The following is a 26,628-nucleotide window of genomic DNA, read 5'->3' on the forward strand; positions in this document are numbered from 1 at the left end:
ACGGACGATCTGCCGAGGGGGAAGCGGTCAGTCGTGTCCGCCTTCGCCGCCGCGTTGCTGGCCGTTGCCGTGCGCGTTGCTGCCTTCGGTGCCTGGGTGATTGTCGTTCTGCCCCGGGTTGGCGTCGCCCTGATCATGATGCTGACCATGCCCGCCCGAGTCCTCACCCTCGCCGCCGCGATCGTGATCCGCTCCCGGGTTGCCGCTACCGTGGCCCTCGCCGTAGTGATGGCCGTTGTTGCTGTGGTTGTCATCGCCGCCGTGGTGGCCATGATCGCCGTGGCCGTGATGCTTGCCAGGGTCGTGATCGCCGCCGTGGTTTCCGTCACCGCCGTGGTCGTGATCGCCACCGTGGTTTCCGCCGCCGCCGTGGTCGTGATCGCCGCCGTGGTGTCCGTCGCCGCCGTGATCGTGATCGCCACCGTGGTGTCCGTCACCGCCGTGGTCGTGATCGCCACCGTGGTTTCCGTCACCGCCGTGGTCGTGATCGCCGCCGTGGTGTCCGTCACCGCCGTGGTCGTGATCGCCACCGTGGTTTCCGCCGCCGTGATCGTGATCGCCACCGTGGTTTCCGCCGCCGTGATCGTGATCGCCGCCGTGGTGTCCGCCACCGCCGTGATCATGATTCCCACCGTGATGTCCGCCGTGGTCATGATCGTGGTCGTGATCATGGTGGTGCCCGTGATGGTGACCGCCTCCGTGGCAGCTTCCGCACGGCGACGGGACGGGCGATGGGCTCGGCGTCGGCGTTGGCGTCGGGGCGGGGGTCGGCGTTGGGCTTGGAGTCGGGCTCGGCGATGGAGTCGGAGACGGGCTGGGCCCGGGGCTCGGTGTAGGTGCCGGCGTGGGGCCAGGGCTGGGCGACGCACCGGGTGCAGGTGCCGGCGTCGGGCTGGGCTTGGACGGCGGCGTGTTGTTCCCGCTCGGTGGCGGCACCTCGTTGTTGCTGGTCGGCGTGGTTGCCGCCGGTGCCGGGTCTGCGGGACGCGAATTGCTGTGATACCGGCCCAGCGTGCTCGCGCCGCCGTAGGCCGTCCAGCGTCCGGCGATTTCCATATCGACACCGGCAAGCCAGTGGTCGCCTGTGGCGCCGACGCCCACCAGTGCCTTGCTGCTCGCAAAGTCGTAACCGCCGCCAATGAGCGCCTGCACGCTCGTGCTGCCGACGACTGCCTGCACGCGCGGCCGGATGGTGCCTTGCGCGATCATCAGGTTCACCTCGGCGCCCACCACGTTGTTGCTGTCGGAGATGTTGACGGTCCGGCAGCCGACCACCGCGCCCGGATGCCACGCGCCGTCGAATACGACGACGATGCCGGCATAGCATGACTGCTTGTGATCAGCGTGCGCGATGCGCGGCGTGACCGCGAGCGCCGTGCCGACACCCACGCCAACCAGCAGCGTGGCCCACGGAATGCTGTCCATGAAGCGTTGACGCATGATGACCTCCCCGCGGCGGCCTTGCCCGTCTGTGCGCGGGCTGGCCAATGGCGCTCGTTTGCGCCGATGTTGTGAAGCGCGCTCGAGCGGCGGCTTATGCGTGGAGGATAGAAATCGCTACGGCAAAACCCATGCGCCATACGGAGAGCGGCGGGGGTGCCGGATGGCGGACGGCCTGTGCGATGTGCATGCGCGGTTCGAACAGCGCGAGCCTGCGCCGAATGGCGGAGGGAAACCCGCAAACCGTTGTCAGGACTGGGTTTGCGTCAATGCGGGTTGATTCATCCTTGAAACAGCATGCTGCACGAATGGAACATGCAAAAGCAAAACGCCGGCGCGAGGCCGGCGTTTGAGCAGCAAGTGCGTTGCGCTTCAACGATCTGCGTACGGATCGGCAAAACCGAGGTCGCCGAGGATCTCCGTTTCGATGCCTTCCATTTCCTTCGCATCGGCCGGGTCTTCGTGGTCGTAGCCCTGGGCGTGCAGCGCGCCGTGCACGATCAGATGCGCGTAGTGGGCGAGCAGCGGCTTCTTCTGTTCCTTCGCTTCCTTTTCCACCACCGCGCAGCACAGCACGATGTCGGCCGAGACCGGGTCTTCCGCGTTCTCTGCGTAAGAGAAGGTCAGCACGTTGGTGGCGTAGTCCTTGCCGCGGTAGGTGCGGTTGAGCGTGCGGCCTTCTTCTTCGCCGACAAAGCGCACGTTGAGCTGCGCATCGGCAAACAGTGCGGGGGCGATCCACGCTTCGATGTCGCGTTCTTTCGGCAGCGCCTTGCGAGCGGCAGCCTTCAGTTCGTCGCCGTACTGCACCGTGAGATCCAGCGTGAGCATCTCGGCGCCGGCGGTGTCGTCGTCGAAGGCTTCTTCCGTGGAGTCGGCCAATTCAGCCGGCTGGGTTTCGATGCGCAACGTGATGCTGTCGTGGTGCTCGGGGCGCAGCGAGAGCATGGCGTGCATGTCGGCGTCGGCGTGTTCGGCAACCAGGGTGATCGCGCCATCGACGGTATTCGGCAGGCCCAGGATCAGGCTGCGGCCATCGGCAAAGGCAATGCGCAGGGCGCTTGCATCCACCGTCTTGGGTTTGCCCTGGGCGTCGAACACGTCAACGCGCGGGCCGAATGACTCGGCGGGTGCGGCCTGGGTCTTTTTGGTTTTTGGTTTGGTTTGGGTTTTTGCTTTAGCCACGTTCAGGCGTCCTTATGCATCTTTATGCTGGGCATGGAATTCGTCATAGGCCTCGACGATGCGGGCCACCAGCGGGTGCCGCACCACGTCGACGCTGGTGAAGCGCGTCATCGCCACGCCGCGCACGTCACGCAGCACGTGCTGCGCTTCGATCAGGCCGCTCTTCTGGCCGCGCGGCAGATCGATCTGCGTGGTGTCGCCGGTGATCACCGCCTTGGAGCCGAAGCCGATCCGCGTAAGGAACATCTTCATCTGTTCCGGCGTGGTGTTCTGCGCTTCGTCCAGGATGATGAACGCGTGATTGAGCGTGCGTCCGCGCATGTAGGCCAGCGGCGCGATCTCGATCATCTGGCGCTCGAACATCTTCTGCGTCTTGTCGAAGCCGAGCAGGTCGTACAGCGCGTCGTACAGCGGACGCAGGTACGGGTCGACTTTCTGGGCGAGGTCGCCCGGCAGGAAGCCCAGGCGCTCGCCGGCTTCCACGGCCGGGCGCGTCAGCACGATGCGCTTGATGGCATCGCGCTCCAGCGCGTCCACCGCGCAGGCCACGGCCAGATACGTCTTGCCCGTACCCGCGGGGCCGATGCCGAACGACAGGTCGTGCGACAGGATGTTGCGCAGATACGCGCGCTGCATCGGTGTGCGGCCATGCAGATCGGTGCGCCGCGTATGCAGTACGGGCGACAGATCATTGCCGTCCGGCACGTCCGCGCTCGATTCCGGCAGATACGCGCCGTGTGCAGCCACCTGGCGCGTTTCCACCAGGCCGAGCTGGATGTCGTCCACCGACAGCGGGTCGCGCGCGGCGTTATAGAACGTCTCCAATGCGTTGGCCGCGCCCTGCGCGTTCGCGCCGCGCACGGTGAACTTGCTGCCGCGCCGGTTGATGGTCACGTCCAGCGCCTGCTCGATCTGGCGCAGGTTTTCGTCCAGCGGACCGCACAGGTTCTGCAGGCGCGTGTTGTCGTTCTTGGGCGCCGTGAATTCTGCGATGGTGGGTTTCATCAAATCGGGTCGGGTTGATGATCAGTGAGTCGCGCTGGCCGTGCGCTGTTCCGCCACTTCGCCACGCAGCGAATGCGGGAAGGCGTGCACGATGCGCACGTCCAGCATCTGGCCGATCAGCTGGTCGCGGCGCGCCTGCGGCAGATCCGGCAGCGCGAAGTTGACGACGCGGTTGTTCTCGGTGCGGCCGTGCAGTTCCGTCGGATCCTTGCGCGACGGGCCTTCCACCAGAATGCGCTGCACGCTGCCGACCATGCCTTGGCTGATGCGCGCCACGTTCTCTTCGATGGTCGCCTGCAAATGTTTCAGGCGTTCGAGCTTGACGGCCTGCGGCGTGTCGTCGGGCAGGTTGGCGGCCGGCGTGCCGGGGCGCGGGCTGTAGATGAAGCTGAACGACGTGTCGTAGCCGATTTCGTGGATCAGGTCCATCGTCTTGGCGAAGTCGGCATCCGTCTCGCCCGGGAAACCGACGATGAAGTCGGTGGCGATCGAGATGTTCGGCCGGATCGCGCGCAGCTTGCGGATGCTGCTCTTGTATTCGAGCACCGTGTAGCCGCGCTTCATCGCCATCAGGATGCGGTCGGAGCCGTGCTGCACGGGCAGGTGCAGGTGGTCGACGAGCTTCGGGTTGGTGGCATAGGCCTCGATCAGGCGCGAGCTGAATTCCTTCGGGTGACTGGTCGTGTAGCGGATGCGCTCGATGCCCGGAATCTCGGCCACGTATTCGAGCAGCAGTGCGAAATCTGCGCGTTCGCTTGTATCGCCCATCTTGCCGATGTACGCGTTGACGTTCTGGCCGAGCAGCGTGACTTCGCGCACGCCCTGTTCGGCCAGACCGGCCACTTCGGCCAACACGTCGTCGAACGGGCGCGAGACTTCTTCGCCGCGGGTGTAGGGCACCACGCAGTAGCTGCAGTATTTCGAGCAGCCTTCCATGATCGACACGAAGGCGCTGGCACCGTCCACGCGCGCGGGCGGCAGGTGGTCGAACTTCTCGATCTCGGGGAAGGATACGTCGACCTGCGAGCGGCCCGTGCGGCGGCGCGCGGCGATTAGGTCGGGCAGGCGGTGCAGCGTCTGCGGGCCGAACACGACATCCACGTAAGGAGCGCGCGCCACGATGGATGCGCCTTCCTGGCTGGCCACGCAGCCGCCCACGCCGACCACGAGGTCAGGCTTGAGCGCCTTGAGCGCTTTCACACGGCCGAGTTCGGAGAACACTTTCTCCTGCGCCTTCTCGCGCACGGAGCAGGTGTTGAAGAGGATCACGTCCGCGTCTTCGGGCGTGTCGGTGGGGACGAGACCTTCGGCGGCATTGAGCACGTCGGACATCTTGTCCGAGTCGTACTCGTTCATCTGGCAGCCGTAGGTTTTGATGAAGACTTTTTTCATGTGCCGTTCACAGTGGTTGACCTGGGGGCACGTGCTTCGTGGGGTGTTCTGACTACTGGGACTGCGCTTGCGCCTGACTTTGTGCGGCCACCGCAGCCTTGTAGTCGTCATCGCTGACAACCCAGGCTGTCAACAACTGCTGATACAGGTCGAGCTGATAGCGCACCTTGAACGTCTGGCCGACCACCGAACCCGGCGGCAGCAGCCGCCCGTCCAGCGACAGGATCCGCACGCCCGGGGCAAAGCGGATATCGGCGCTGCTGCTTCCGAAGCCCAGCAGCAGGATGCGGACGATGCCGGTGCTGCCGGTACTCAGCGTGCCGGTATTGGCCGAATTGACGGTCAATTGGGCCGCCGGGGCCGTCGCCGGAATGTTGCGCAGGACTTGCGCATGAGACAGCAACGGCGCCGATGCCGCAGCAACGGCAGCAAAGGCTAGGGCGAGGACTTGGCGTCGGGTGCGCATGGCGTCGTCAGGAGAAAGCCACCGCCGGGTGAGCGACCCGGCACACGAAACACGAGACAACCCGATATTGTAACGTTCCGGGCCGAACTCTTATAGCGCTTCGGCAATCTTGGCGGCCAGCGCAACACCGCTGAGGAACGCGGCTTCCACGCGCGGGCCTTCGCACCAATCACCGCAGGCGCCCAGGCGGTCGGCCGCGTCCCAGTGGCAGGGCATGCCGGCAGACTGCTCGACCAGCGCATGCGGCCACAGGTGCGCGGCCATCAGGTCGGGCTCCGGCGTCCCCGGGAATGCCTCCGCAAAGCGGGCGTGCATGGCATGGAGCGCCTGCTCGGGGGTGTCGTGGGCATGGGCGGTTGACCAGTCCGGCGATGCATGCACGACCCACGATTCATCGACCATGACGCGGCCGGGCTTGGTGTTGTCGCGTGCGGCCCACGCCAGCATGTCGTCGTCGATGCGGATGCCGTCATACGGCAAGCTAAGCGGTTGCGCAAAACCCATCATCAATGCCCAGCAGGGGGCGTAACGCACCGGGGCGATGGTCTCCTGCAGCGAAGCCGGCGTGGTGCCATGAAACAGCGCCGGCAGTTCGGGCGCGGGCAGCGCCAGGGCGAGGATGTCGGCGTGGGCGGCGTCCGTGCCGCTGCGCTCGATCGTCCAGCGCCGGCCGTCGTGCGCGACACGCGTGACGGCGTGGCCGAAGCGCACATCCAGCGGTGCTGCCAGGCTGCGCACCAGCGCGCCCATGCCGGGCAGGCCGACATAGCGGGCTTCATCGCGCGAGTCGGCTTCCAGCGCATCGGCCGTGCGATGGCCCCAGCGCGCGGGCCACGGCAACACCGAGCCCTGACGGCCAGCGGCGTCCACCGCGCGGCGGAAGGCCTCGCTACGCACGTTGAACGACTGCGCTCCATGATCGAACGCATACGCCGGCGCGGCCTCGGGCAATACCGTAGTCGCCAGCCTGCCGCCCACGCCTGCGGCCTGCTCATAGACCGTGGTGGCGATGCCTTCGGCGGCAAGCGCGTTGGCACAGGCAACACCGGCAATGCCGGCTCCGACGATGGCGATGGAAGGCTGGGTCATGGATGTGGCGTGGGTGCGGGGCAGGAATCCGGAAATCGGCGCGGTGACCGGCGGGTAACAGTCCGCCATGATATCGGGTCGCGCCCCAATGAAAAACGCCACCCGAAGGTGGCGTTTTGCGATGGAGCAATTCTGCGGCTTAGAACTTGTAACCCACTGCCAGCCCGAACACGATCGGGTCGACCTTGATGTCGGTCTTGTTGACTGCCAGCACCTGGCCTTGCTGGCTGCGGATCGTGATGGTGGAGGTCGTCTTCAGCGGCAGGTACGACACCGTGCCGATGGCGGTCCAGTTCTTGGCGAACTCATACGACACCCCCACGTTGGCGACGGGCGTCCAGGAGCTGGACGTTTCCGCCGTCACCTTGGCCGGGCCCGTCGGCACCTGCCCCATGCCGAGCTGCAGCACCTGCCCGAGGTTTTGCAGCGCGTTCACGAAGTTCGAGTTCAGGCGCAGATTGGTGAAGAAGTTGTAGCTGACGCCAGCGCCGAGGAACGGGCGCAGCTTGCTTTCCTTGGTGCCGAAGTAGTACTGCGCGACGATCGCCGGGCTCCATTCACGCACGGTGGCAACCGGGTTGTTTTGCGGCAGGCCCAGGTTGATGAGCGTCAGCGGCCCGACCACCGGCACTGGGGCGATCACATTACCGCTGCCATACAGGTTGAATTTGGGCGGAACACCACCCACGAACGTGCCGGCGATGTTGTCGTTAAAGAAGTGCGTGAACGTGAGCGACAGCGTATTCGCGTTACTGACTTTCACGTCAGTTCCTGGCGACTGATAGGTGCCAAGGCCGAGCGCGCTGGTGGTGGTCGTCAGCGGCGTGGCGGAATCCATCGGGCGGATGTAGAACCAGCCCACTGCCATGACGTTGCGGCCCCAGACGTAGTTGTCCATGAAGCCGCTGAAGCCGCCACCGCCGCCGGTGCTACTGCCGCTGCTGGCGCTTGCGGCCACGTTGGCCTCTGCGGTGGATTGGGCTTGGGCGAGGGGGGCAGCAAGGGTACTGGCAGCAGCGCAGGCAAGGGCTGCAGCAAAGCGGCGGGCAGTGCGGTTCATGTGGTTGTCTCTCTGGATTGGATTGTTATCACGCCTTGGTGTGGCGATTTGTGTTTCGGCAGCATAACGCAGCGCTTTTGTTCGGTTGCGCTGCGATGACCGAAGTTTTCCTCTAGCGTGTACGCACGCAACAAGGGGTTTCCCCTAGTCTCGTTTCATACTCTCCACCGGTCGGCGGAGCCTTGGCCCACAACGGTCTACGGGCGGCACTCTAAAATTTGTATTCCGAATTCTTGGGGTTGAAAGTCTGGTCGTTCCAGGTCTTGCGCGTCACGCTTTCAATGACGATTTTCTCCAGCTGATTGCCCGATTCGTCCCACGCTTCTTCAATGCGCACCCACGGGTTTTTCAGGTCGAAATACAGGCGTACGCGCTTGGCGTAGAACGTGGGCGGACCGCTTGGCGCATCCCAGGTCAGCCGCAGCATGCGCTCGCCGTCTTCGGTCACCATCTTGGCTTCGTTGAACTTGCCGCTGCCGCCGGCTGCCACGTGGGCGCGTCCGTCGCGCTCGACGGTGTCGACGATGAACTGCAGCCCCAGCTCACGTGCCGTGTGGTTCGACTGCGATCTGGCCAGCGAGCCATCCAGCGCACTCCAGATCGCGACGAAACCGACGAGCCCGCCAAGGTGGCCGTACATCTCGTCTTTGCGCACGGTTTCGTCGTAGATGATTTCCTGGCCGGCGTGCGCACCGCCCTTGAGCCAGCGTGCATAGACCTGGCGCGGTGCGTTGCGATAGCAGATCAGCATGAGCGCCGGTTGGCTTTGCCACTGGTCTTTCACGCGTTCCTGGCGGCGCATGCGGTATTCATACTCGGGCAGCTTGGCCACTTCGGCCTTGAGCCAACGCACCAGCGTTTCGGGCTTCATGGCCTGCGCCATGGCCAGGACGTCTTCGTCGGACCAGGCCGCAAACGCGTTGGCGTTGACCTGGCTGGTGAGCCACGCCGTCTGCCTGGCGATGTCCATGGCGGCAAAGCTGCCGATGGCCGCCGATTGCGGTGCGGTGGTCGGTGCGGCCGCGGCAGGCGCCGAAGCCTCGGGCGCTGCAGGCTGGGCCCAGGCGTGCGCGGCGCCGGCCAGCACCGTGGCCAGGGCGAGGGTACGCAATTGCATACGGGTCTCCGGTGTTGGCGTTATTGCTGCGCCTGCGCACGGGCGCGCTTGATGTCGGGGTCGGCATCGCGCAACTCGCGGCGCAGGATCTTGCCCACCGTCGACTTGGGCAGCTCTTCGTGGCGGAACTCGACGATGCGCGGCATCTTGTAGCCGGTCAGATGCGCACGGCAGTGTTCGAGCAGCGCGGCCTCGGTCAGCGCACCGGTGCGCGGTACCACGATGATCTTCACGCGCTCGCCGGCCACCGGATCGGGCACGCCAATGGCTGCGACCTCCAGCACTTCGGGGTGGAGTGCCACCACGTCTTCGATCTCGTTCGGGTACACGTTGAAGCCCGAGACCAGGATCATGTCTTTCTTGCGGTCGATCAGGCGGATGTAGCCGTTGGCATCCATCACGCCAATATCACCGGTGGAGAACCACCCTTCGGCGTCGATGGATTTGGCGGTTTCATCGGGCCGCTGCCAGTAGCCGCGCATGACTTGCGGCCCACGCACCTGCAGTTCGCCGGGTTCGCCCAGCGGCGCGATGGTGCCGTCGTCGCGCTTGAAGCGCACTTCCGTGGAAGGCGCGGGCAGCCCGATCGTGCCGCTGAATTCGGTCACGTGCGGCGGGTTCATCGACACGACAGGCGAGCATTCCGTCAGCCCGTAGCCTTCAACGATGGTGTGGCCCGTGACGTCTTTCCAGCGCTGCGCAATCGCACGCTGCACCGCCATGCCGCCACCAATGGTGATCTTCATGGCCGAGAAATCGCGCTTGGCGAAGTCCGGATCTTCCAGCAGCGCATTGAACAGCGTGTTGACGCCGGCAATGCCCGAGAAACGCTCGTTGCGCAGGATGAAGATCACGCGCTTGGTGTCGCGCGGATTGGCGATCAGGATATTGCGCCCGCCCAGCGTCATGAACATCAGCAGGTTCACCGTGAGCGAGAAGATGTGATACAGCGGCAGCAGCGTGACGTTGGTTTCCACGCCGCCGTTGAGCATGCTCTTGGACCACTCCTCCGCCTGCAGCAGGTTGGCGATGATGTTGCGGTGCGTGAGCATCGCGCCCTTGGCCACGCCCGTGGTGCCGCCGGTGTATTGGAGGAAGGCGATGTCTTCCGGCGCCAGCTGCACCGGTTGCAGCGCGCGTGAGGCGCCAGCGGCCAGCGCATCGCGCAACCAGACCGGCGAGGGCAGCTTGTACGGCGGCACCTGCTTCTGCACGTGGCGCATCACGAAGTTCAGCGCGCGGCCCTTGAGGTTGAGCGCACCGCCCATCAGGTCGCCGATGCCGGTGATGACGATGTTGCGCACATGGCTGCCGGGCAAAGCCTGCTCCAGCGTGCGCGCGAAGTTTTCCAGCACGACGATCGTTTGTGCGCCGGAATCGCGCAGCTGGTGCGCCAGTTCCGGCACCGTATACAGCGGGTTGACGTTGACGACGATGGCACCGGCCAGCAGCGTGCCGAACAGGCACACGGGGTACTGCAGGCTGTTGGGCAGCATGATCGCCACACGGTCGCCCTTCTTCACGCCGCGCGACTGCAGCCACGCCGCAAACTGCTTGGCTTGGCGCTCGCACTCGCCGTACGTCATTTCGGTGCCGACACTCACGTAGGCGACGCGGGTGCGGTACTTCTCCACCGATTCGCGAAACACCTCGACCAGCGAGTGATAGCGGTCGGGGTTGATTTCGGCGGGCACGCCTTCGGGGTATGACTTCAGCCAGATGCGATCGGTCAGATTGCTGCGGTCGGCAACGGTGTTCATGGTGTCTCCGTCCATGAAAGACGCGGCGTGGTTTTGTTATGTGCCGCGCGGGTGGGATGAGCGGGCCGTTCCCGTAGGCCCGTCGGTTCAATGCGACATGTTTTCGGGGCGCTCCAGGATGGCGACCACACCTTGGCCGCCTGCCGCGCAGATCGACACCAGACCGCGTCCGCTGCCGCGCTGCGCCAGCATCTTGGCCAGCGTCGCGACAATGCGCCCGCCCGTGGCGGCAAACGGATGGCCCGTGCCCAGCGAGCTGCCATTCACGTTCAGCTTGCTGCGGTCGATGCTGCCCATCGGGGCGCTGCGGCCGAGCTTCTCGCGGCAGTATTCCGGCGACTCCCACGCCGCCAGCGTGCACAGCACTTGTGCGGCAAAGGCTTCGTGGATCTCGTAGTAGTCGAAGTCCTGCAGCGTGAGCCCCGCGCGTTGCAGCATGCGCGAGACGGCATAGGCCGGCGCCATCAGCAGTCCTTCGTTTTGCTCGGGCGTGCCGCTGAAGAAATCGACGGCAGCCGTATCCGCGCTGGTCATGTAGGCGAGCACGGGCAGGTTGTGCGCGCGGGCCCAGTCCTCGCTCGCGAGCAGCACGCACGATGCGCCGTCCGTGAGCGGCGTGGAGTTGCCGGCCGTCATGGTGCCGGCCGCACTGCGATCGAAGACCGGCTGCAGCTTCGCCAGTTGCTCGAGGGTCAGGTTGCTGCGCAGGTTGTTGTCGCGATCGAGCCCCAGGTGCGCGGTCATCAGATCGGTGAAGAAACCGCGCTCGTAGGCGGCCGTGAGGTTGTGATGGCTGCGCAGGGCGAGCGCGTCCTGATCTTCGCGGCGGATGCCCCAGCGCTTGGCCATCAGTTCGCAGTGTTCGCCCATCGACAGGCCGGTGCGCGGTTCGCTGTTGCGCGGCAGCAGCGGGCGGACGAACATCGACGGCCGCAGCCCGGCCAGCGCCTTGACACGCGCGCCGGTGGATTTGGCGCGGTTGGCCTCCAGCAGGATCTTGCGCATCTTCTCGTTCAGGCCGACGGGCGCATCGGAGGTGGTATCCGTGCCGCCGGCAATGCCCACGTCGATCTGCCCCAGCGCGATCTTGTTGGCGACGAGGATGGCGGCTTCCAGCCCCGTGCCGCATGCCTGCTGGATGTCGTAGGCGGGCGTCTGCTTGGCCAGCGTGGTGGAGAGCACCGTTTCGCGCGTCAGGTTGAAATCGCGCGCATGCTTGATGACCGCACCGGCCACGACTTCGTCCAGGCGCTGGCCGTGCAGGTTGAAGCGGTCGATCAGGCCCTGCAGCGCGGCGGTCAGCATCTGCTGGTTCGACGCCGTGGCGTAGGCCGTGTTCGAGCGGGCAAACGGAATGCGGTTACCGCCGAGGATGGCGACGCGGCGCAGCTGCGCGTTGACGAGCATGAATTCAGTCTCCCGTGTTTGCTTGTTGTTGTGCCTGCGGCAACGTCAGCATGCCGCGCAGATAGGGTTTGTCGCCCGCGGCGTTGCGCACTTCAAATGCGCGGCCGGGCGCGGCCTCGTGGGCCTGCCACAGCGTCGCCGCCCCGGGCAGCGACAGCGGCGTCTTGAATTCGGCCACCACTTCGCCTTGCGTGAGCGGTGCGGCCGGCAGCAGCGCGGCCAGCGCACGGGCCTTCGTCCACATGCCGTGAGCGATGGGATGCTCAAAGCCGAACAGCTTCGCGCCGATGCCGGACACGTGGATGGGGTTCCAGTCGCCCGACACACCGGCGTAGCGCCGGCCGGTATCGGCGGGCACATCCCATTGGCCGTCGGGCGACAAGTTGTGCGCACCGGGCAGCGCGATCAACGGTGCGCCTTGCGGAGACGGCACGCCCACGCGCAGATAGGTCGACAGCGATTCCCACACCACCGCGCCGGCCTTGACGATCGCGGTTTCGATGGCGAACGCCTGCCCGCGTGCGTGCTGGAACAGCCGGCGCGGGCGCACTTCCACGCGCACGCGCTCGCCAGCCTGCAAGCGTTGGTGCTGGCGGATCGTATTGCACAGATGCACCAGGCCGATCACCGGATAGGGAAACGCCGATTCCGTCATCAGCATGAGCTGCAGCGGAAAGCCGAGTAGGTGCGGATACGTCATCGGTACGCCATGCGCGGGCGAGAATCCGCACACCGCCGCGTACTGGGCGATGTGTTCCGCTTCGAGCGGCACTTCCTGCCGCACCAGGGTGTGGCGCGGCAGCGGGCCGCCGCGCCTGCCTTTGCGTTGCGACAGCAGCGCGCGCCAGGCCAGCGTCCCCGGCGATGGCGGCTCGGTCACCAGCGTCTGCGTCGCGGTCATCGGACAGGACAGGGCCAACGTGCGCATGGTCGTCTCAGGCTCCGAGCAGGCTTTGCCCGCACACGCGCACGATGTTGCCCGTCACGCCATTCGACGCGGGGTTGGCGAACCAGGCGATCGTCTCGGCCACGTCGACGGGCTGGCCGCCCTGGCTCATCGCATTCATGCGGCGGCCGGCTTCGCGGATGGCAAACGGCACGGCCGCGGTCATCTGCGTCTCGATAAAGCCCGGCGCAACAGCGTTGAGGGTAATGCCGCGCTCGGCCAGCAGCGGCGCGCCTGCCTGCACCAGCCCGATCACGCCGGCCTTGGACGTCGCGTAGTTGGTCTGCCCGAGGTTGCCCGCAATGCCGCTGATGGACGACACGCATACGATGGCGCCTCCCGCAAGCAGCGCATTGGCGGCAAGCAGCGCGTCGTTGATGCGCAACTGCGCGGCGAGGTTGATATCGAGCACGCTGCGCCACGCGGGTTCGGTCATGCGGGCGATGGTCTTGTCGCGCGTGATGCCGGCGTTGTGCACGAGGATGTCGATGCCGCCCAATGCCGCAAGTTGCTGCGCGAGCAAAGCGGGCGTCTCGGGCGCGGCAATGTCGTAGGCCATGGCCTCACCGCCGATTTCCTGCGCGACCGCGTTCAGTGCTTCCTGCGCGGCGGGCACATCCAGGCACAGCACGCGCGCACCGTCACGCGCCAGCACGTGCGCAATGGCCGCACCGATGCCGCGCGACGCGCCGGTCACCAGCGCGGTGCGCCCGGCCAGCGGCTTCTGCCAGTCCACCGAAACCGCTGGCGCCCGATGCACGCGCACCACCTGCCCCGAGACATACGCCGAGCGTGCCGACAGCAGGAAGCGCAGCGTCGATGCGGCTACGTTTTCCGCACCCTCGGCCACGTAGACGAGCTGCGCCGTGCAGCCGCGTCGGACTTCCTTGCCGAGCGATCGCGTCAGCCCCTCCAGCGCGCGCTGCGCGATTGCCGCCTCGGGCGTCTTGCAGCCCTCCGGCGGACGGCCGATCACGACCACGCGCCCACAACGGCCGATGGCCCGGACGCCATCGTGGAATACGTGATACAGCGCATCGAGGCCGTCGACCGTCGCAATGCCCGTGGCGTCGAAGACGATGCCGCCAATGCGATCAAACGCTTCGCCTTCTTTACCGGTGGGGGCGACAAAACGGCCCGTGATCTGCCCGTGCCGGTTGGCGGCGCCAAGCCATTCCGGATCGCTTTCATGAAAGCGCGTGGGGACGCCGGTCTCGGCAAACAGCGCGGCGAGCGTCTCGCGCATGGAGCCGCCCGGCGCCGCGCCCACCAGGAACGGCCCGACAAATTCCGGTTCGCCGGGCACATAACGGCGCAACGGCACGGGCTGCGGCAGGCCGAGGTTGGCCGACAGCCACTTGCCGAAACCGGAGCCGACGAAATCGAGGTACTTGTCTTGCATCGTTGTTGTTGTCGTTGGTCAGGCCCGGACCTTCAGGCTGCGCGGCGCTCGGCAGCCTGCAGGGCATCGAGCGCATCCTTGCGGCGTTGCAGGTCGGCCATGAGGTTGAAGTCGGGCGGGAAGTCATCCACGGCGACCGCGTGTTCGCCGTAGCGCGCGTAGTCGCACAGCTGCTTGCGTTCGCCTTCGTCGATGAGGTTTTGTCCCACCGCTTGCGCCGTCCAGGCTTCGAAGTCGGGCAGGCTTTGCGGCACGGGCGGCAGCTTGCCTGCGCGGATGGCCGGTTTCAAGCGTTGCTCGATTGCATCCACAGCCGGCTGCAGGCGGAAGGCCGCTTCGCCATAGGCGATCGGGTCGACCTCGGGCGTCGGGCAGTACGAGTCGGCCAGCAGGCGATCGCGTACGGCGCCCGGTGTCTGCATCAGCTCGGCCACCTGCGCGGCCAGCGCATCGGACGGCTTCCGATACGGTGTGCCGAACGGGAAGATCAGCGCACGCAGCAGCGCCGCGATGCCCGCATTCGGGAAGTTGGCCAGCACGCCGTCGAGCGCATCGTGTGCCTTCACCAGCGCGTCCTGCACGGACCAATGCACGAGCGGCGCGTCCTCTGCAGGGCGGCCTTCATCTTCAAATCGTTTGAGCGTGGAAGAGATCAAGTACATCTGCGAGAGGATGTCGCCCAGCCGCCCGGTGATGCTTTCGCGGCGCTTGAGCGTGCCGCCCAGCGTGAACATCGACACATCCGACAGCAGAGCGAGCGCCGTCGAGAAGCGGTTCACGGCGCGGTAATAGCGCTGCATTTCCGGTGCGGCATTGCCCGGTGCACTGGCGATGCGGCCACCCGTGACCGCATGCAAAAAGGCGCGCACGAGGTTGCCCGCGATGAACGCGCCGTGGCCGAACAGCGCCGCGTCGAACGCGCGCAGCGTCTCGGGTGAATCGGTGCCTTGCGCGGCCGTCATCTCGCGCAGCACATACGGATGGCAGCGGATCACGCCCTGCCCGAAGATGATCAGGCAGCGCGTCATGATGTTCGCGCCTTCCACCGTGATGGCGATCGGCACCTGCTGATACGCGCGCGCCAGGAAGTTGTTCGGGCCCATGCAGATGCCCTTGCCGCCGACGATGTCCATCGCGTCGGTGACCACATCGCGCGCACGTTCGGTGACGTGGTACTTGGCGATGGCCGAGATGACCGAAGGTTTCTCGCCCAGGTCCACGGCCAGCGCAGACAGACGCCGCGCCGCATCCATCATGTACAGGTTGCCGCCCATCCGACCGAGCGCTTCCTGGATCCCTTCGAACTTGCCGATGGGCGTACGGAACTGGCGTCGCACGGCGGCATAGGCGCCGGTGCTGCGCACGGCCAGCTTGGCCATGCCCACGTTGGACGAGGGCAGCGAAATCGCCCGCCCCGCTGCCAGACATTCCATCAGCATGCGCCAGCCGCGGCCGACCTGCGCCTGGCCGCCGATCACCCAGTCGATGGGGATGAACACGTCCTTGCCGGAGTTCGGGCCGTTCTGGAACACCGCATTGAGCGGCCAATGGCGGCGGCCGATGTTCACGCCTGGATGCTTCGTCGGGATGAGCGCGCAGGTGATGCCGGGCTCCTTGTCCCCGCCGAGCAAGCCGTCCGGATCGACTGCGCGGAAGGCCAGCCCCAGCACCGTGGCGATGGGGCCGAGCGTGATGTAGCGCTTGCTCCATGTCACGCGAAAGCCAAGCGTCTCGCGGCCTTCGTGCATGCCGCGGCAGACCACGCCCACGTCGGGGATGGCAGCGGCATCGGAGCCGGCATACGCGTTCGTCAGCGCAAAGCAGGGGATTTCTTCACCGCGTGCGAGGCGTGGCAGGTAATGGTTTTTCTGCGCTTCGGTGCCGTAGTGCAGCAGCAGCTCGGCCGGCCCGAGCGAGTTGGGCACCATGACCGACACGGCCGCCGCAGAGCAGCGCGTCGACAGCTTCATGATCACCTGCGAATGCGCGTATGCCGAGAACCCTTTGCCGCCGTATTCCTTCGGGATGATCATGCCGAGGAAGCCGGCGCGCTTCGCATAGTCCCAAGCCTCGGGCGACAGGTCTTGCCAGATCTGCGTGCTTTCCCAATCGTTGGCAAGGTCGCAGAGTTTTTCGGTCTCGACGTCGAGGAAGGATTGCTCTTCCGCCGACAGCCGCGGCGGCGGCGATGAAAGCAGCCGCGACCAGTTCGGCCGCCCCGAGAACAGCTCCGCATCCCACCAGACCGTGCCCGCTTCGATGGCGTCGCGCTCCGTTTGCGACATCTCCGGCATGATCTTGCGGAACATCGCCAGCACGGGGCGGGTGATGATCGCCCGGCGCAGCGGCTTGAGCGCTAGCACCAGCGCGGGCAGCACAAAGACGATGGCGAGCACCGTGGTCATCACCGGCCCAACAAGGCCGAGCCAGGCACCGGCCACAAGCCACACAGCGGTTGCGACGAGCCAGGCGAATGCCGAGGCTTCCATGCTGGCGAGGGCGAGCCCGCCGATGCAAAGCAGGACGATCCAGATCGTCGTCATGAGGGTCTCCATTCGATGCGTTGATGTGCCGAATGTCTCGAACATGCGGCGGCAACTGCCGAATGCCGGAGCGACTCCCGTGCCTGCACACGGGAGCGCCGCGCGGCGCCTGCGTTGTCAGGCGCTGGGGCTGCGCCAGGGGCGCATCGGGTTGGCCGGGAAGATGGCGCGTGCTGCGTTGCTCCGGCGAATGGCCAATGCCCGGGTGCGCGCAGACGGCGCGGGGCCGTCGCTATCGCTGTCGGCATCGTGGTGATCGTCGTGCTCGTCGGCGCTGAGGTCGTCGTGGTCGTCCGCGGCATCGTCTGCGCTGGCGCGAGAACCCGGCGTGCGGCCGAACAAGTCACCGGCAAAGGGCGAGGCCGTGGCGGGCGTCGCGCTGCGTTCGGTGCTGCGGCCGTTGCCGTGCCCGGCGTGGCGACCCGAGCCGCCGTGGCCGCTGTCGTTGCCGGTGGGCGCGTCGTCCGCTACGGCCACGGGTGTGGGCACCTGGGCTTCGGCCAGTTCGACCACCTGGTCGAGCGCGCCGGCCTCGCCGGGCAGCGGGGCATTGAGCGTGGCCACCACCAGCGCCGTCAGGCGCGCCAGCAGCGAGGCATCGTTCATCGTCTTGCCCTGCGTGAACAGCGGCAGCAGGTTGTTCAGGTCGTCGCCGGCCAACACGCCCGCCAGTGCCTTCAGCGCAAAGTGCAGGCGCCAGCCGAGTTCAGCGCGCGGCAGGTGCGGCAGCGCTCGCGAGAAGGCTTCGAAGAAGCGATCGAATACCAGCGCGTAGTGGCCGAGCAGATAGTTCTGCACGAACGGCGAGGTGTCGGAATACACGCGCCCCATCAACCGCAGGAACGCGGGGCCGCCGGTGTCGGGGTTGCGCGCCATCTGCAGCGCCGGCACAAACAGCGCGCCGAGCACGTGATCGCAGGTCAGCTGTTCCTTCGTCCAGCGTTCTTCGCACGCGGTCAGCAACGCCAGCCGGCGCGTGTTGAGCGGGTCGAGCCGCCGGCCCAGCACCGACTGCATCAACGCTTCCTTGCTGCCGAAGTGATAGTTGACCGCTGCCAGATTGACCTTGGCGCGCGCCGTAATCTGCCGCAACGACATCGCCTCGTAGCCGAACTCGATGAACAGCAGTTCGGTGGCTTCCAGAATGCGGCCCTTGGTGTCTCCTGCTCCAGGACGTCCCATGTCTCCTACCTCGTTTTTTTAGGCCTGATATCGGGGTCGATTGCTGCGGTGCAGCGCTCGAACGTACGATTCAAACGTGTGTATGGGGTTGCCCGGGCATGTTAGGAACAGACGTTTGAAAACGCCAAGTGCCCAATTCGAGCAAGGACTCTAGAGATGGGGAGGTTGCCCCGGCAGCGTATAAAACGCCGGGGCCTGGAGGTGAGTGGGCGCAAACATCCAAAAGCCAAAGGAGCGTTTGCGCCGTGGTGCGGGCTCAGCCTGCCGGCTGATGGGGCGTCTTCAAGCCGCCGAAGAATGCGGCTGCGTTTTGTGCAAGGGTGGGCAGGTGATACCCGCCTTCCTGGACGACCAGCGTCGGCAGTCCAATCGCGCCGACGGCCTGTCCAAGGCGGCCGAAACCCTGCGTCGAAACGTCCACCTGCGATTGCGGATCTTCGCGGTAGATGTCGAAGCCGAGCGACAGCACCAGCGCGTCGGGCTGAAACCTTTCGAGTGCGGCAATCGCATCGCCGAGCTTGTCGAAGAACACCGATTCGGGCGAGCGGTGCGGCATCGGCAGGTTCACATTCAGCCCGAGGCCGTCGCCCGTGCCGCGCTCGTCGTCAAAGCCGGCAACCACTGGATAGAAGTTGGTCGGATCGCCATGAATGGAGACGTACAGCACGTCGGCACGGTCGTAGAAAATCTCCTGGATGCCCTGACCGTGGTGCATGTCGGTGTCGAGGATGGCGACGCGCTTGAATTTGCCCCGCAGCGCCTGCGCGGCAACGGCGGCGTTGTTCAGGTAGCAGAAGCCGCCGGCTGCCTCGCGGCGCGCGTGATGGCCGGGCGGGCGGCACAGCGCGTAGGCCAAGCGCTCGCCATTGAGGAGGGCTTGCGCGCCGGCCGCTGCGCTTTGCGCCGACCAGTACGCCGATCGCCACGTGTTCCCGCCGACGGGGCAGCTGCCGTCTGCCAGATAGCGGGCGGCCTGGGCCAGCACGCCGCGCAGCGCATTCGGCTCGCGCACGAAGATGTTGGACATGACCTCGTCGCCCCAGTCTTCGGGCAGGCGTTGCCACTCGGCATGGGCGTCCTGCAGGAAGCGCAGATAGGGCTCGCCGTGCACGGCGGTGAGCGGCGCAATGCCCTGGTCTTCGGGCCGCGCAATGGTGAAGCCGAGATCGCGCGCCGCCTGCAGCAAATTCAGCGCGCGCTCGGGCACTTCCTGCGGCGTGCGCATCTTGCCGCGCGAGTAGTAGCTCTGCGGATGGTGCAGAAGCTGTTCAGGATGAAAGAACGTCAGCATGGGTGAAACAGGGTGGGGAAAACCGTTATGCGCCGACGGTGTCGCCGGCCGTTGCGCGACCGCGCTGGCGCCCATCGATGGCCGCGATACACAGCAGCGAGATACCGGCGAGCAGCGTGTAGAAGACCGCCAGCGGCCACCATTCGCCATGGAAGCGCTGCGCGAGAATGGTGCCGACCAGCGGCGTGAGCCCGCCCGCCACCGCGCCGCAGACCTGGTATGACAGCGAGATCGCCGAGTACCGCACGCGCGTCTCGAACACACCCGACACGAAGCCCGCGATCACCGAATAGAAGCTCGCCATGCAGACCACGGCCAGCGCAATGCCCAGCACCATCAGCGGAGCCTGGCGCGTCTGCACCAGCAGGAACATCGGGTAGGGCGATGCCATCGCCATCAACGCCATCAGCTTGAGGAAGCGCGCGCCGCCAAGCTTCTCCGCCAGCCATGCCGCCAGCGGCTGCGCGAGAAACTGGATGAACGCCACCACGAAGAGGCAATCGAGAATCAGCGTTTTCGACAGCGACAGATACTGCGTCGTGTACGCGATCATGAACGTGTTGGTGAAGTACACGCCCGCAATGCCGATGGTGTTGGCGCCAATGCACAGCAGCACCGGCACGCGCGCCGTGCGCCAGACTTCGGCGATCGGCAGCTTGGCCGTCTTGCGCTGCGCCTGCACCTGCGCAAACTCGGGCGACTCGTTCACACCCAGGCGAATCGCCACGCCCACGAGCAGCAGCACCGCGCTGGCAAGGAACGGCAGACGCCAGCCCCACTCCATGAATGCGTCTTTCTCCATTGACGTGACGAGGCGGAAAGCCAGCAGCGAGAGAATCAAGCCAGCCGGGCTGCCGAGTTGCGCGAACGACGCGAAGAACGTGCGACGGCCCTTGGGTGCGTGTTCGCCCGCCATCAGCACCGCGCCGCCCCATTCGCCGCCGACCGCAACGCCTTGCACCACACGCAGCAGCACCAGCAGCACCGGCGCAAGCGCACCGGCGGTGGCATACGTCGGCAGCAGGCCGATGCCGATCGTCGCCAAGCCCATCATCGTGAGCGTGATCATCAGCGCCTTCTTGCGGCCGATGCGGTCGCCCCAGTGGCCGAACACGATGCCGCCCAGCGGCCGCGCGAAAAAGCCGACGGCAAACGTGCCGAACGAAGCGAGCGTGCTGAGGAACGGATCGCCACCCGGAAAGAAGAGTGGCCCGAACACGAGCGCAGCGGCGGTAGCGTAGATGTAGAAGTCGTACCACTCGATCATGGTGCCGACAAAGGCGGCGGTGGCCGCGCGTGCAGGCTGACGCCCGCCGGGTTGAGACGGTTGCATGGTGTAGCTCCTCACAGGTTTTTTTTAGCCCGCCGCTTCATGGCGACGATGCGTGTTTATTGCCGGTTGACGGGTATTAGTCAAATTCTGAATACTTATTGTTTGTATAAGTTGGACTCATATTCCCCGCCATGGACCCGTCCGCTCTTGATCCCGCCCTCGTCAGCGACCGGCTCGACTGGAATCTGCTGCGCACCTTTCTCACCATCGTCCACGAGCGCAGCATCAGCCGTGCGGCGGTGCGGCTGCACATCACGCAGCCGGCGGTCAGCCTCGCGCTGCGGCGGCTCGAAGATCAGCTTGGCCACACACTCATCGAGCGGCGTGGCTCGCACTTTCGCCTCACGCGCGTCGGCGAAGACGTATTGCGCATCGCCACCGACGTCTACGGCAATGTCGCGCGGCTCGGCTCGGAGCTTGGCGAACCGCAAGACGATGTGAGCGGCGTGCTGCATCTGCTGACCGTCAGCCGCATCCAATCGGGCGTGTACGACGAATGCCTGGCGGCGTTTCACCGCCATCACCCGCGCGTGGATCTGCAGGTGGACGTCATGCGCAGCACGGACATCCTCGATGCACTCGCGCAAAAGCGCGCGGGCATTGGGCTTAGCCTGTGCCGCACGCCAAGCGAAAAGCTCGAGCGGCAACTGTTCCTGCGCCAGCGCTACGCCGTGTTCTGCGGGCGGCACCATCGGTTGTTCGGGCGGACGGGCCTGTCGATCAGTGACTTGCTCGGTGAAAACTTTGTCTCGTTCATGAGCGACCAATTGGGCGATGCGCTGTCGCCGCTTGCGGTGTTTCGCGATCAGCAGGGATTCACCGGCCGCATCGTCGCCACGTCGCCGAGCCTGGACGAGATCAAGCGGCTCGTGTTTGCGGGCTATGGGATCGGCTGCCTGCCGGAGCACATCGTGGCGGACGATCTGGCCCAGCAGCGCTTGTGGCGGCTGCCGCCAGAAGAAGGCGTTGCCGACATCGACCTGTACCTGATGTGGCACAGGGAGCGCCGTCTGGCCCCGGCCGAAGAAGCGTTCCTGGCGCATTTCCGGCGGTATATGGCGCGGTATTCGCTGGCGGAACGGTTGGGCGATGTGGTGAATGCGCCCTTGGCGGCATTGCGGGCACCGGTGGGGTAAACACCATCACCTGTTAAACTAGCGCCCTTCTTGCAGTCCCCGGGGTCCAGTCGCCCCGTCACCTACCCAGGCTTTGTCCACGATTGGCGCACGAACGAATGCGCGGGACACGCCGGTCCAATCGCTTTTCCATGTCGTTTTCCGAACTCGGCTTGTCAGACAAGCTGGTACGTGCCGTGGCCGAACTCGGCTACGCAGAACCCACTCCGATTCAACGCCAGGCCATCCCCGCCATCCTCAAGGGCGGTGACCTGCTCGCCGGTGCACAGACCGGCACCGGCAAGACCGCCGGTTTCACGCTGCCGTTGCTGCACCGCCTGTCTGCATCGCAGCCCAATAAGGTGCAGACGCCGCAGGGCATGCGCTTCCCGATCCGTGCGCTGGTGCTGACGCCCACGCGGGAGCTTGCCGCGCAGGTGGAAGAAAGCGTGCGCGCCTATGGCAAATATCTGCCGCTGAAGTCGATGGTGATGTTCGGCGGCGTCGGCATCAACCCGCAGATCGATGCGCTCAAGCGTGGTGTCGATATCGTCGTCGCCACGCCGGGCCGCCTTCTCGACCACGTCGGTCAGCGCACCATCGACCTGTCGCACATTGAACTGCTGGTGCTGGACGAAGCCGATCGCATGCTGGACATGGGCTTCATCCACGACATCCGCAAGATCCTCAACATCCTGCCGCCGAAGCGTCAGAACCTGCTGTTCTCGGCAACGTTCTCCGACGACATTCGCGAACTGGCCGACCGTCTGCTCGACAAGCCGGCGCTGATTGAAGTCGCGCGCCGCAACACGACGGCCGAGACGGTCGAGCAACGCATCTATCCGGTCGACCGCGAGCGCAAGCGCGAACTGCTCGCCAAGCTTGTGCGCGACAACGACTGGCACCAGGTGCTGGTCTTCACGCGCACCAAGCACGGCGCGAACCGCTTGGCCGAGCAGCTCACCCGCGACGGCATCCCCGCGCTGGCCATTCACGGTAACAAGAGCCAATCGGCGCGCACGCGCGCGCTGACGGAGTTCAAGGCCGGGACGCTGCGCGTGCTGGTCGCCACCGATATTGCAGCGCGCGGCATCGACATCGACCAACTGCCGCACGTGGTGAACTTCGACCTGCCGAACGTGCCGGAAGACTACGTGCACCGTATCGGCCGCACGGGCCGCGCGGGTGCGCAGGGCGAGGCGATCTCGCTGGTCTGCGTGGACGAGCATGGCCTGCTGCGCGACATTGAGCGCCTCATCAAGCGCGAACTGCCGCGTACCGTGCTGGAAGGTTTCGAGCCGGACCCGACCATCGCGGCGGAGCCGATTCCGAACGGGCGCAATTCGGCGGGCCGTGGTGGTAACGCGCGCGGTGGCCGTCCGGGTGGTGGCCGCAGCCAGCAGCCACGCCAGGCCAGCGGCAACGCTGCCCCGCGCGAGCCGCGTGCTCCGCGTGAGCCTCGCGAACCGCGTCGCGAGTCGAGCGGCAACGGTCAGGGGCAGGCACAGAATCAAGGCCAAGGCCAGGGTCGAAATGGTGGCGGCAGCCGCCAGCGCCAGGCGCAAGGCCAGCGCGACGGTCAAGCTGCGCCCAAGCCGCGCAACGGCCACGGTGCCGGCAACGGCCAATCGCAAGCGCGCGGCCAGCGCCAGGGCAACGGTCAAGGCCAGGGCCAAGGCAAGGGCAATGGACAAGGCGGGCAGGGCGGTCAACAACGCCGTGCATCGAACACGCAAGCCGCGCAGCCGGCCCACAAGGGACAACCGGCCAAGCAGCCGTTCAATGGTTTGTTCGCCAAGGCGGCTGCGTTGCTCGGCGGTCGTAAAGCCTGACGTTCATGCACGACGACGGCCCACCCGCATCAGCTGACGCGCCCTACGACGGCCTGACGCCAGACAGCATCCTGGATGCGCTGGCGGAGGTCGGGCTGATGCCGGACGGCCGCATGTTCGCGCTCAACAGCTACGAAAACCGCGTGTACCAGGTTGGCGTGGAAGACAGCGCGCCGGTGGTGGCCAAGTTCTACCGCCCCGGCCGCTGGACCGACACGCAGATCGTCGAAGAGCACACCTTTACGGCGGAACTGGCAGCGGCGGAAATCCCCGTGATTGCGCCGCTCGAAATCGATGGCCGCACGCTGCATGCGTTTGAACGCTGGCACTTTGCGGTCTTCCCGCGCTGCGCGGGCCGCGTGCCCGCCATCGACCAGGACGACACGCTCGAATGGATGGGCCGCTTCCTTGGCCGCATCCACGCCATCGGCGCGCAGCGGCCGTTCGTGGCGCGCCCGGCGCTCGACATCGACACCTTCGGCGTGCAATCGCGCGACTGGCTGCTCGAACACGATTTCATCCCGCCCGATTTGTTGCCGGCGTGGCGCAGCGTGGCCGACGCCGCACTCGACGGCGTGCGCCGCTGCTACGACCGCGCGGGCGACGTTTCGCTGCTGCGCCTGCACGGCGATTGCCACGCCTCGAACGTGCTGTGGATTGAAGAGGCCGACGCCAAGCAGGGTGATCCGCTGCGCAGCGCCGGCCCGCATTTCGTCGATTTTGACGACAGCCGTACCGGCCCCGCTGTGCAGGACCTGTGGATGCTGCTCTCGGGGGATCGCGCATCAATGCAATCGCAGCTCGCCAGCCTGCTGGCCGGCTATGAGGACTTCTGCGAATTCGACACGCGCGAGCTGTATCTGGTGGAAGCGCTGCGCACGCTGCGCTTGCTGCACTACAGCGCGTGGTTGGCGCGCCGGTGGAATGATCCGGCGTTTCCTGCCGCGTTTCCGTGGTTCAACACGCAACGCTACTGGCAGGACCGGGTGTTGGAATTGCGCGAGCAGATCGCGCTGTTGGACGAACCGCCGCTCTGGTGACACCGAGCGGCGGTTTTTCTTTGAGGCTAGGGCTTAGGCGAACTTGCCGGCCTGGAAGTCACGCACGGCCTGGAAGATTTCTTCCTGCGTGTTCATCACGAACGGGCCGTATTGCGCGATCGACTCGTTCAGCGGCTTGCCGGCCACCAGCAGCACGCGCGCCTCGGCATCGCCTGCACGGATGACCACACCGTCGCTGCCCTCCGTGTTGGCGAGGATGGCCATCTGCTTGTCTTCCACGCGCTGCAGCCCGGCGTTGCCGGCTGCTTCGGCGTCGCCCACCAGCGCACTGCCACGGAACACATAGACGAACGCGTTGTGTCCGGCCGGCAGCGCCTGCGCAAACGACGCGCCCGCCGGCAGCGTGATGTCGAGGTACAGCGGCTGTGTCGCTTCGCGCGTCATCGCGCCTTGCACACCGTGCGATTCACCGGCGATCACGCGCACGGCCACGCCGTCTTCCGTCGTGAACTCGGGGATCTCGTTCGACGGAATGTCGCGGTACCACGGCGTCGTCATCTTGTCGCGGGCAGGCAGGTTCAGCCACAGCTGGAAGCCTTCCATCACACCGTCTTCCTGTTCCGGCATTTCCGAGTGCACGACGCCGCTACCGGCCGTCATCCATTGCACGCCGCCGTGTTGCAGCAAGCCTTCGTGGCCGGCGCTGTCGCGGTGGCGCATGCGGCCCGCGATCATGTACGTCACCGTTTCAAAGCCGCGGTGCGGATGGTCGGGAAAACCGGCCAGATAGTCGTTCGGGTCGTCACTGCGGAAAGCGTCCAGCATCAGGAACGGATCGAGCCGGCGCTGCAGATTGTTCGTCAGCACGCGAGTGAGCTTCACGCCCGCGCCGTCCGAGGTGGGACGGCCGGTGATGATGCGTTCCACGCGGCGGCCACGTTGCACGAGCTGCACTTGCGGTTGCACGAGGGTTTCCATGTTGTTCTCCTGAAATTCGGCATTTGTCATACGCCGAATGTAGGGTAGTTGCCTCGTTTGCACTAGTCGGTTATTGTGGGAAAAAATGTTGCTTCAGGCGAGACAATAACAATAACCGGCCGGCGCGCATCACGATAAGACGAGGAAACCATGGATCTGAATCAATTGGCGCTGTTCGTGCGCGTGGTCGAAGCGGGGAGCTTCACGGCAGCGGCAACGCGGCTCGATTTGCCGAAATCGTCCGTCAGCCGCGGCATTGCCGCACTTGAACAGGATTTGAACGTGCGACTGTTACAGCGCACCACGCGCACGCTCCATCTGACTGACGCGGGCCAGAGCCTGTACCAGGTGGCGTCGCATGCACTGGAAGACATTGAACGCGCCACGACCTGCGCTGGGGAACTCCAGGACCTGCCGCGCGGCAAGGTCCGGATCACGTCTTCGGAAGACGTCGGCCGTCTGTTGGTAGCCCCGGTGGCGGCGCGCTTCATGCAGCAGTATCCGGAGATCGATCTGGACGTCGTGCTGACCCCGCGCAACGTCGATCTCGTGCAGGAAGGGTTTGACCTTGCTGTCCGCGTCGGACGCCTGGCTGACAGTTCGCTGGTGGCGCGGTCGCTGGGCGTGTTGCGCATCGGCCTGTTCGCGTCGCCCGATTACCTGCAGCGCCGCGGCGCGCCCGACACCGTGCAAGGGCTGGCCGACCATTGCTGCCTCGATTTTCGCGGCACGGGCCGAGGCGAAACACAATGGCGCCTCGTCGGCCCCGATGGCCTGAAAACCGTGGCCGTGCGCGCTCGGCTGAATGCCGACAGCCTCATCTACCTCGAAACGTTGATCGCGTCGGGCGCCGGCATCGGTCCGCTGCCGCTGTATGCGAGTGCCGTGGCACGCGCCAACGCGCCGCTGCCGCGCTTGGTGCGCGTGCTGCCCGACTATGCGACCAGCGGAGAGCCGATCAACCTCGTCACACCGTCCGCTCGGTTCGTTCCCAAACGCGTTCGCCTGCTGATCGACATGCTGACCGAGTCGATTCGGCAAGAGCTGGAAAACGCCGATCCCACCTGAAGGTCGCGCCCGGACG

General features: G+C 65.9%; 21 protein-coding genes. 4 read left to right on the forward strand and 17 right to left on the reverse strand.

Features of this window, described 5'->3' with window-relative positions; all coding sequences use genetic code 11:
- Positions 1-27: 27 nt before the first annotated feature.
- The 16 genes from ABIC76_RS12225 to ABIC76_RS12300 form a co-directional block, all read right to left on the reverse strand.
- Positions 28-1,440 (reverse strand): hypothetical protein, encoded by a 1,413-nt coding sequence (locus ABIC76_RS12225; RefSeq protein ID WP_354534111.1) that lies wholly within the window; start codon positions 1,438-1,440, stop codon positions 28-30.
- 372 nt (positions 1,441-1,812) lie between these two features.
- On the reverse strand, positions 1,813-2,625 hold the full coding sequence (gene ybeY / locus ABIC76_RS12230; RefSeq protein WP_354534112.1) for an rRNA maturation RNase YbeY: 813 nt from the start codon (positions 2,623-2,625) through the stop codon (positions 1,813-1,815).
- Between the two features lie 12 nt (positions 2,626-2,637).
- On the reverse strand, positions 2,638-3,630 hold the full coding sequence (locus ABIC76_RS12235) for a PhoH family protein (RefSeq protein WP_027678173.1): 993 nt from the start codon (positions 3,628-3,630) through the stop codon (positions 2,638-2,640).
- 21 nt (positions 3,631-3,651) lie between these two features.
- Complete coding sequence (gene miaB, locus ABIC76_RS12240) at positions 3,652-5,022, reverse strand: tRNA (N6-isopentenyl adenosine(37)-C2)-methylthiotransferase MiaB (RefSeq protein WP_012761214.1); 1,371 nt, start codon at positions 5,020-5,022, stop codon at positions 3,652-3,654.
- Between the two features lie 52 nt (positions 5,023-5,074).
- Positions 5,075-5,488 (reverse strand): hypothetical protein, encoded by a 414-nt coding sequence (locus ABIC76_RS12245; protein WP_012761215.1) that lies wholly within the window; start codon positions 5,486-5,488, stop codon positions 5,075-5,077.
- Between the two features lie 90 nt (positions 5,489-5,578).
- A complete protein-coding gene (locus ABIC76_RS12250; RefSeq protein ID WP_354534113.1) occupies positions 5,579-6,577 on the reverse strand; it encodes an NAD(P)/FAD-dependent oxidoreductase in 999 nt (332 codons plus the stop codon).
- 139 nt (positions 6,578-6,716) lie between these two features.
- Complete coding sequence (locus ABIC76_RS12255) at positions 6,717-7,637, reverse strand: OmpW/AlkL family protein (RefSeq protein WP_316883708.1); 921 nt, start codon at positions 7,635-7,637, stop codon at positions 6,717-6,719.
- Positions 7,638-7,848: 211 nt separating this feature from the next.
- Positions 7,849-8,754: a DUF1571 domain-containing protein gene (locus ABIC76_RS12260; protein ID WP_354534114.1), complete on the reverse strand. Its 906-nt coding sequence runs from the start codon at positions 8,752-8,754 to the stop codon at positions 7,849-7,851.
- 20 nt (positions 8,755-8,774) lie between these two features.
- Complete coding sequence (locus tag ABIC76_RS12265) at positions 8,775-10,514, reverse strand: AMP-binding protein (RefSeq protein WP_354534115.1); 1,740 nt, start codon at positions 10,512-10,514, stop codon at positions 8,775-8,777.
- Between the two features lie 87 nt (positions 10,515-10,601).
- Positions 10,602-11,921, reverse strand: coding sequence for an acetyl-CoA C-acetyltransferase (locus ABIC76_RS12270; protein ID WP_354534116.1), 1,320 nt, complete (start codon positions 11,919-11,921; stop codon positions 10,602-10,604).
- A gap of 4 nt (positions 11,922-11,925) precedes the next feature.
- Positions 11,926-12,849 carry a MaoC/PaaZ C-terminal domain-containing protein gene (locus ABIC76_RS12275; protein WP_354534117.1) on the reverse strand — a complete coding sequence of 308 codons (924 nt, stop codon included), beginning with the start codon at positions 12,847-12,849 and terminating at the stop codon, positions 11,926-11,928.
- Positions 12,850-12,856: 7 nt separating this feature from the next.
- The gene (locus ABIC76_RS12280) at positions 12,857-14,269 is read right to left on the reverse strand and encodes a 3-oxoacyl-ACP reductase (protein ID WP_027678165.1); all 1,413 of its coding nucleotides are present in this window, start codon (positions 14,267-14,269) and stop codon (positions 12,857-12,859) included.
- Between the two features lie 32 nt (positions 14,270-14,301).
- Positions 14,302-16,812, reverse strand: coding sequence for an acyl-CoA dehydrogenase (locus ABIC76_RS12285; RefSeq protein WP_354534118.1), 2,511 nt, complete (start codon positions 16,810-16,812; stop codon positions 14,302-14,304).
- 117 nt (positions 16,813-16,929) lie between these two features.
- Positions 16,930-17,994: a TetR/AcrR family transcriptional regulator gene (locus ABIC76_RS12290; RefSeq protein WP_354534119.1), complete on the reverse strand. Its 1,065-nt coding sequence runs from the start codon at positions 17,992-17,994 to the stop codon at positions 16,930-16,932.
- Between the two features lie 256 nt (positions 17,995-18,250).
- On the reverse strand, positions 18,251-19,285 hold the full coding sequence (locus ABIC76_RS12295) for a histone deacetylase family protein (protein ID WP_354534120.1): 1,035 nt from the start codon (positions 19,283-19,285) through the stop codon (positions 18,251-18,253).
- Between the two features lie 25 nt (positions 19,286-19,310).
- Entirely contained in the window at positions 19,311-20,618 is a 1,308-nt protein-coding gene (locus ABIC76_RS12300) for an MFS transporter (protein WP_027678161.1), read from the reverse strand.
- Positions 20,619-20,749: 131 nt separating this feature from the next.
- Here ABIC76_RS12300 and ABIC76_RS12305 point away from each other — a divergent pair, with 131 nt between their 5' ends.
- From ABIC76_RS12305 to ABIC76_RS12315, 3 genes are all read left to right on the forward strand, one after another.
- The gene (locus tag ABIC76_RS12305) at positions 20,750-21,754 is read left to right on the forward strand and encodes a LysR family transcriptional regulator (RefSeq protein WP_354534121.1); all 1,005 of its coding nucleotides are present in this window, start codon (positions 20,750-20,752) and stop codon (positions 21,752-21,754) included.
- 131 nt (positions 21,755-21,885) lie between these two features.
- A complete protein-coding gene (locus ABIC76_RS12310) occupies positions 21,886-23,565 on the forward strand; it encodes a DEAD/DEAH box helicase (protein WP_343547342.1) in 1,680 nt (559 codons plus the stop codon).
- A gap of 5 nt (positions 23,566-23,570) precedes the next feature.
- A complete protein-coding gene (locus tag ABIC76_RS12315; RefSeq protein WP_354534122.1) occupies positions 23,571-24,605 on the forward strand; it encodes a serine/threonine protein kinase in 1,035 nt (344 codons plus the stop codon).
- A 33-nt stretch (positions 24,606-24,638) separates the two neighbouring features.
- Here the strand turns inward: ABIC76_RS12315 and ABIC76_RS12320 are convergent, their stop codons facing one another.
- The gene (locus ABIC76_RS12320; protein ID WP_147214396.1) at positions 24,639-25,544 is read right to left on the reverse strand and encodes a pirin family protein; all 906 of its coding nucleotides are present in this window, start codon (positions 25,542-25,544) and stop codon (positions 24,639-24,641) included.
- Between the two features lie 150 nt (positions 25,545-25,694).
- Here ABIC76_RS12320 and ABIC76_RS12325 point away from each other — a divergent pair, with 150 nt between their 5' ends.
- Positions 25,695-26,612 carry a LysR family transcriptional regulator gene (locus ABIC76_RS12325; RefSeq protein WP_102064553.1) on the forward strand — a complete coding sequence of 306 codons (918 nt, stop codon included), beginning with the start codon at positions 25,695-25,697 and terminating at the stop codon, positions 26,610-26,612.
- The last annotated feature ends 16 nt before the right edge of the window (positions 26,613-26,628 follow it).

This window comes from Ralstonia sp. 1138 (assembly GCF_040544795.1).
In the GTDB taxonomy this organism is placed as follows: Bacteria; Pseudomonadota; Gammaproteobacteria; order Burkholderiales; family Burkholderiaceae; genus Ralstonia; species Ralstonia flatus.

What these genes read in the sequence shown, in the direction of transcription:
- ABIC76_RS12325 (WP_102064553.1), top strand. Translation starts at nt 25,695, where the DNA reads ATGGATCTGAATCAATTGGCGCTGTTCGTGCGCGTGGTCGAAGCGGGG.
- ABIC76_RS12275 (WP_354534117.1), bottom strand. Translation starts at nt 12,849, where the DNA reads ATGCGCACGTTGGCCCTGTCCTGTCCGATGACCGCGACGCAGACGCTG.
- ABIC76_RS12255 (WP_316883708.1), bottom strand. Translation starts at nt 7,637, where the DNA reads ATGAACCGCACTGCCCGCCGCTTTGCTGCAGCCCTTGCCTGCGCTGCT.
- ABIC76_RS12305 (WP_354534121.1), top strand. Translation starts at nt 20,750, where the DNA reads ATGGACCCGTCCGCTCTTGATCCCGCCCTCGTCAGCGACCGGCTCGAC.
- ABIC76_RS12245 (WP_012761215.1), bottom strand. Translation starts at nt 5,488, where the DNA reads ATGCGCACCCGACGCCAAGTCCTCGCCCTAGCCTTTGCTGCCGTTGCT.
- ABIC76_RS12315 (WP_354534122.1), top strand. Translation starts at nt 23,571, where the DNA reads ATGCACGACGACGGCCCACCCGCATCAGCTGACGCGCCCTACGACGGC.
- ABIC76_RS12285 (WP_354534118.1), bottom strand. Translation starts at nt 16,812, where the DNA reads ATGACGACGATCTGGATCGTCCTGCTTTGCATCGGCGGGCTCGCCCTC.
- ABIC76_RS12225 (WP_354534111.1), bottom strand. Translation starts at nt 1,440, where the DNA reads ATGCGTCAACGCTTCATGGACAGCATTCCGTGGGCCACGCTGCTGGTT.
- ABIC76_RS12300 (WP_027678161.1), bottom strand. Translation starts at nt 20,618, where the DNA reads ATGCAACCGTCTCAACCCGGCGGGCGTCAGCCTGCACGCGCGGCCACC.
- ABIC76_RS12235 (WP_027678173.1), bottom strand. Translation starts at nt 3,630, where the DNA reads ATGAAACCCACCATCGCAGAATTCACGGCGCCCAAGAACGACAACACG.
- ABIC76_RS12290 (WP_354534119.1), bottom strand. Translation starts at nt 17,994, where the DNA reads ATGGGACGTCCTGGAGCAGGAGACACCAAGGGCCGCATTCTGGAAGCC.
- ABIC76_RS12310 (WP_343547342.1), top strand. Translation starts at nt 21,886, where the DNA reads ATGTCGTTTTCCGAACTCGGCTTGTCAGACAAGCTGGTACGTGCCGTG.
- ABIC76_RS12280 (WP_027678165.1), bottom strand. Translation starts at nt 14,269, where the DNA reads ATGCAAGACAAGTACCTCGATTTCGTCGGCTCCGGTTTCGGCAAGTGG.
- ABIC76_RS12320 (WP_147214396.1), bottom strand. Translation starts at nt 25,544, where the DNA reads ATGGAAACCCTCGTGCAACCGCAAGTGCAGCTCGTGCAACGTGGCCGC.
- ABIC76_RS12265 (WP_354534115.1), bottom strand. Translation starts at nt 10,514, where the DNA reads ATGAACACCGTTGCCGACCGCAGCAATCTGACCGATCGCATCTGGCTG.
- ABIC76_RS12260 (WP_354534114.1), bottom strand. Translation starts at nt 8,754, where the DNA reads ATGCAATTGCGTACCCTCGCCCTGGCCACGGTGCTGGCCGGCGCCGCG.
- ABIC76_RS12270 (WP_354534116.1), bottom strand. Translation starts at nt 11,921, where the DNA reads ATGCTCGTCAACGCGCAGCTGCGCCGCGTCGCCATCCTCGGCGGTAAC.
- miaB (WP_012761214.1), bottom strand. Translation starts at nt 5,022, where the DNA reads ATGAAAAAAGTCTTCATCAAAACCTACGGCTGCCAGATGAACGAGTAC.
- ABIC76_RS12250 (WP_354534113.1), bottom strand. Translation starts at nt 6,577, where the DNA reads ATGACCCAGCCTTCCATCGCCATCGTCGGAGCCGGCATTGCCGGTGTT.
- ABIC76_RS12295 (WP_354534120.1), bottom strand. Translation starts at nt 19,285, where the DNA reads ATGCTGACGTTCTTTCATCCTGAACAGCTTCTGCACCATCCGCAGAGC.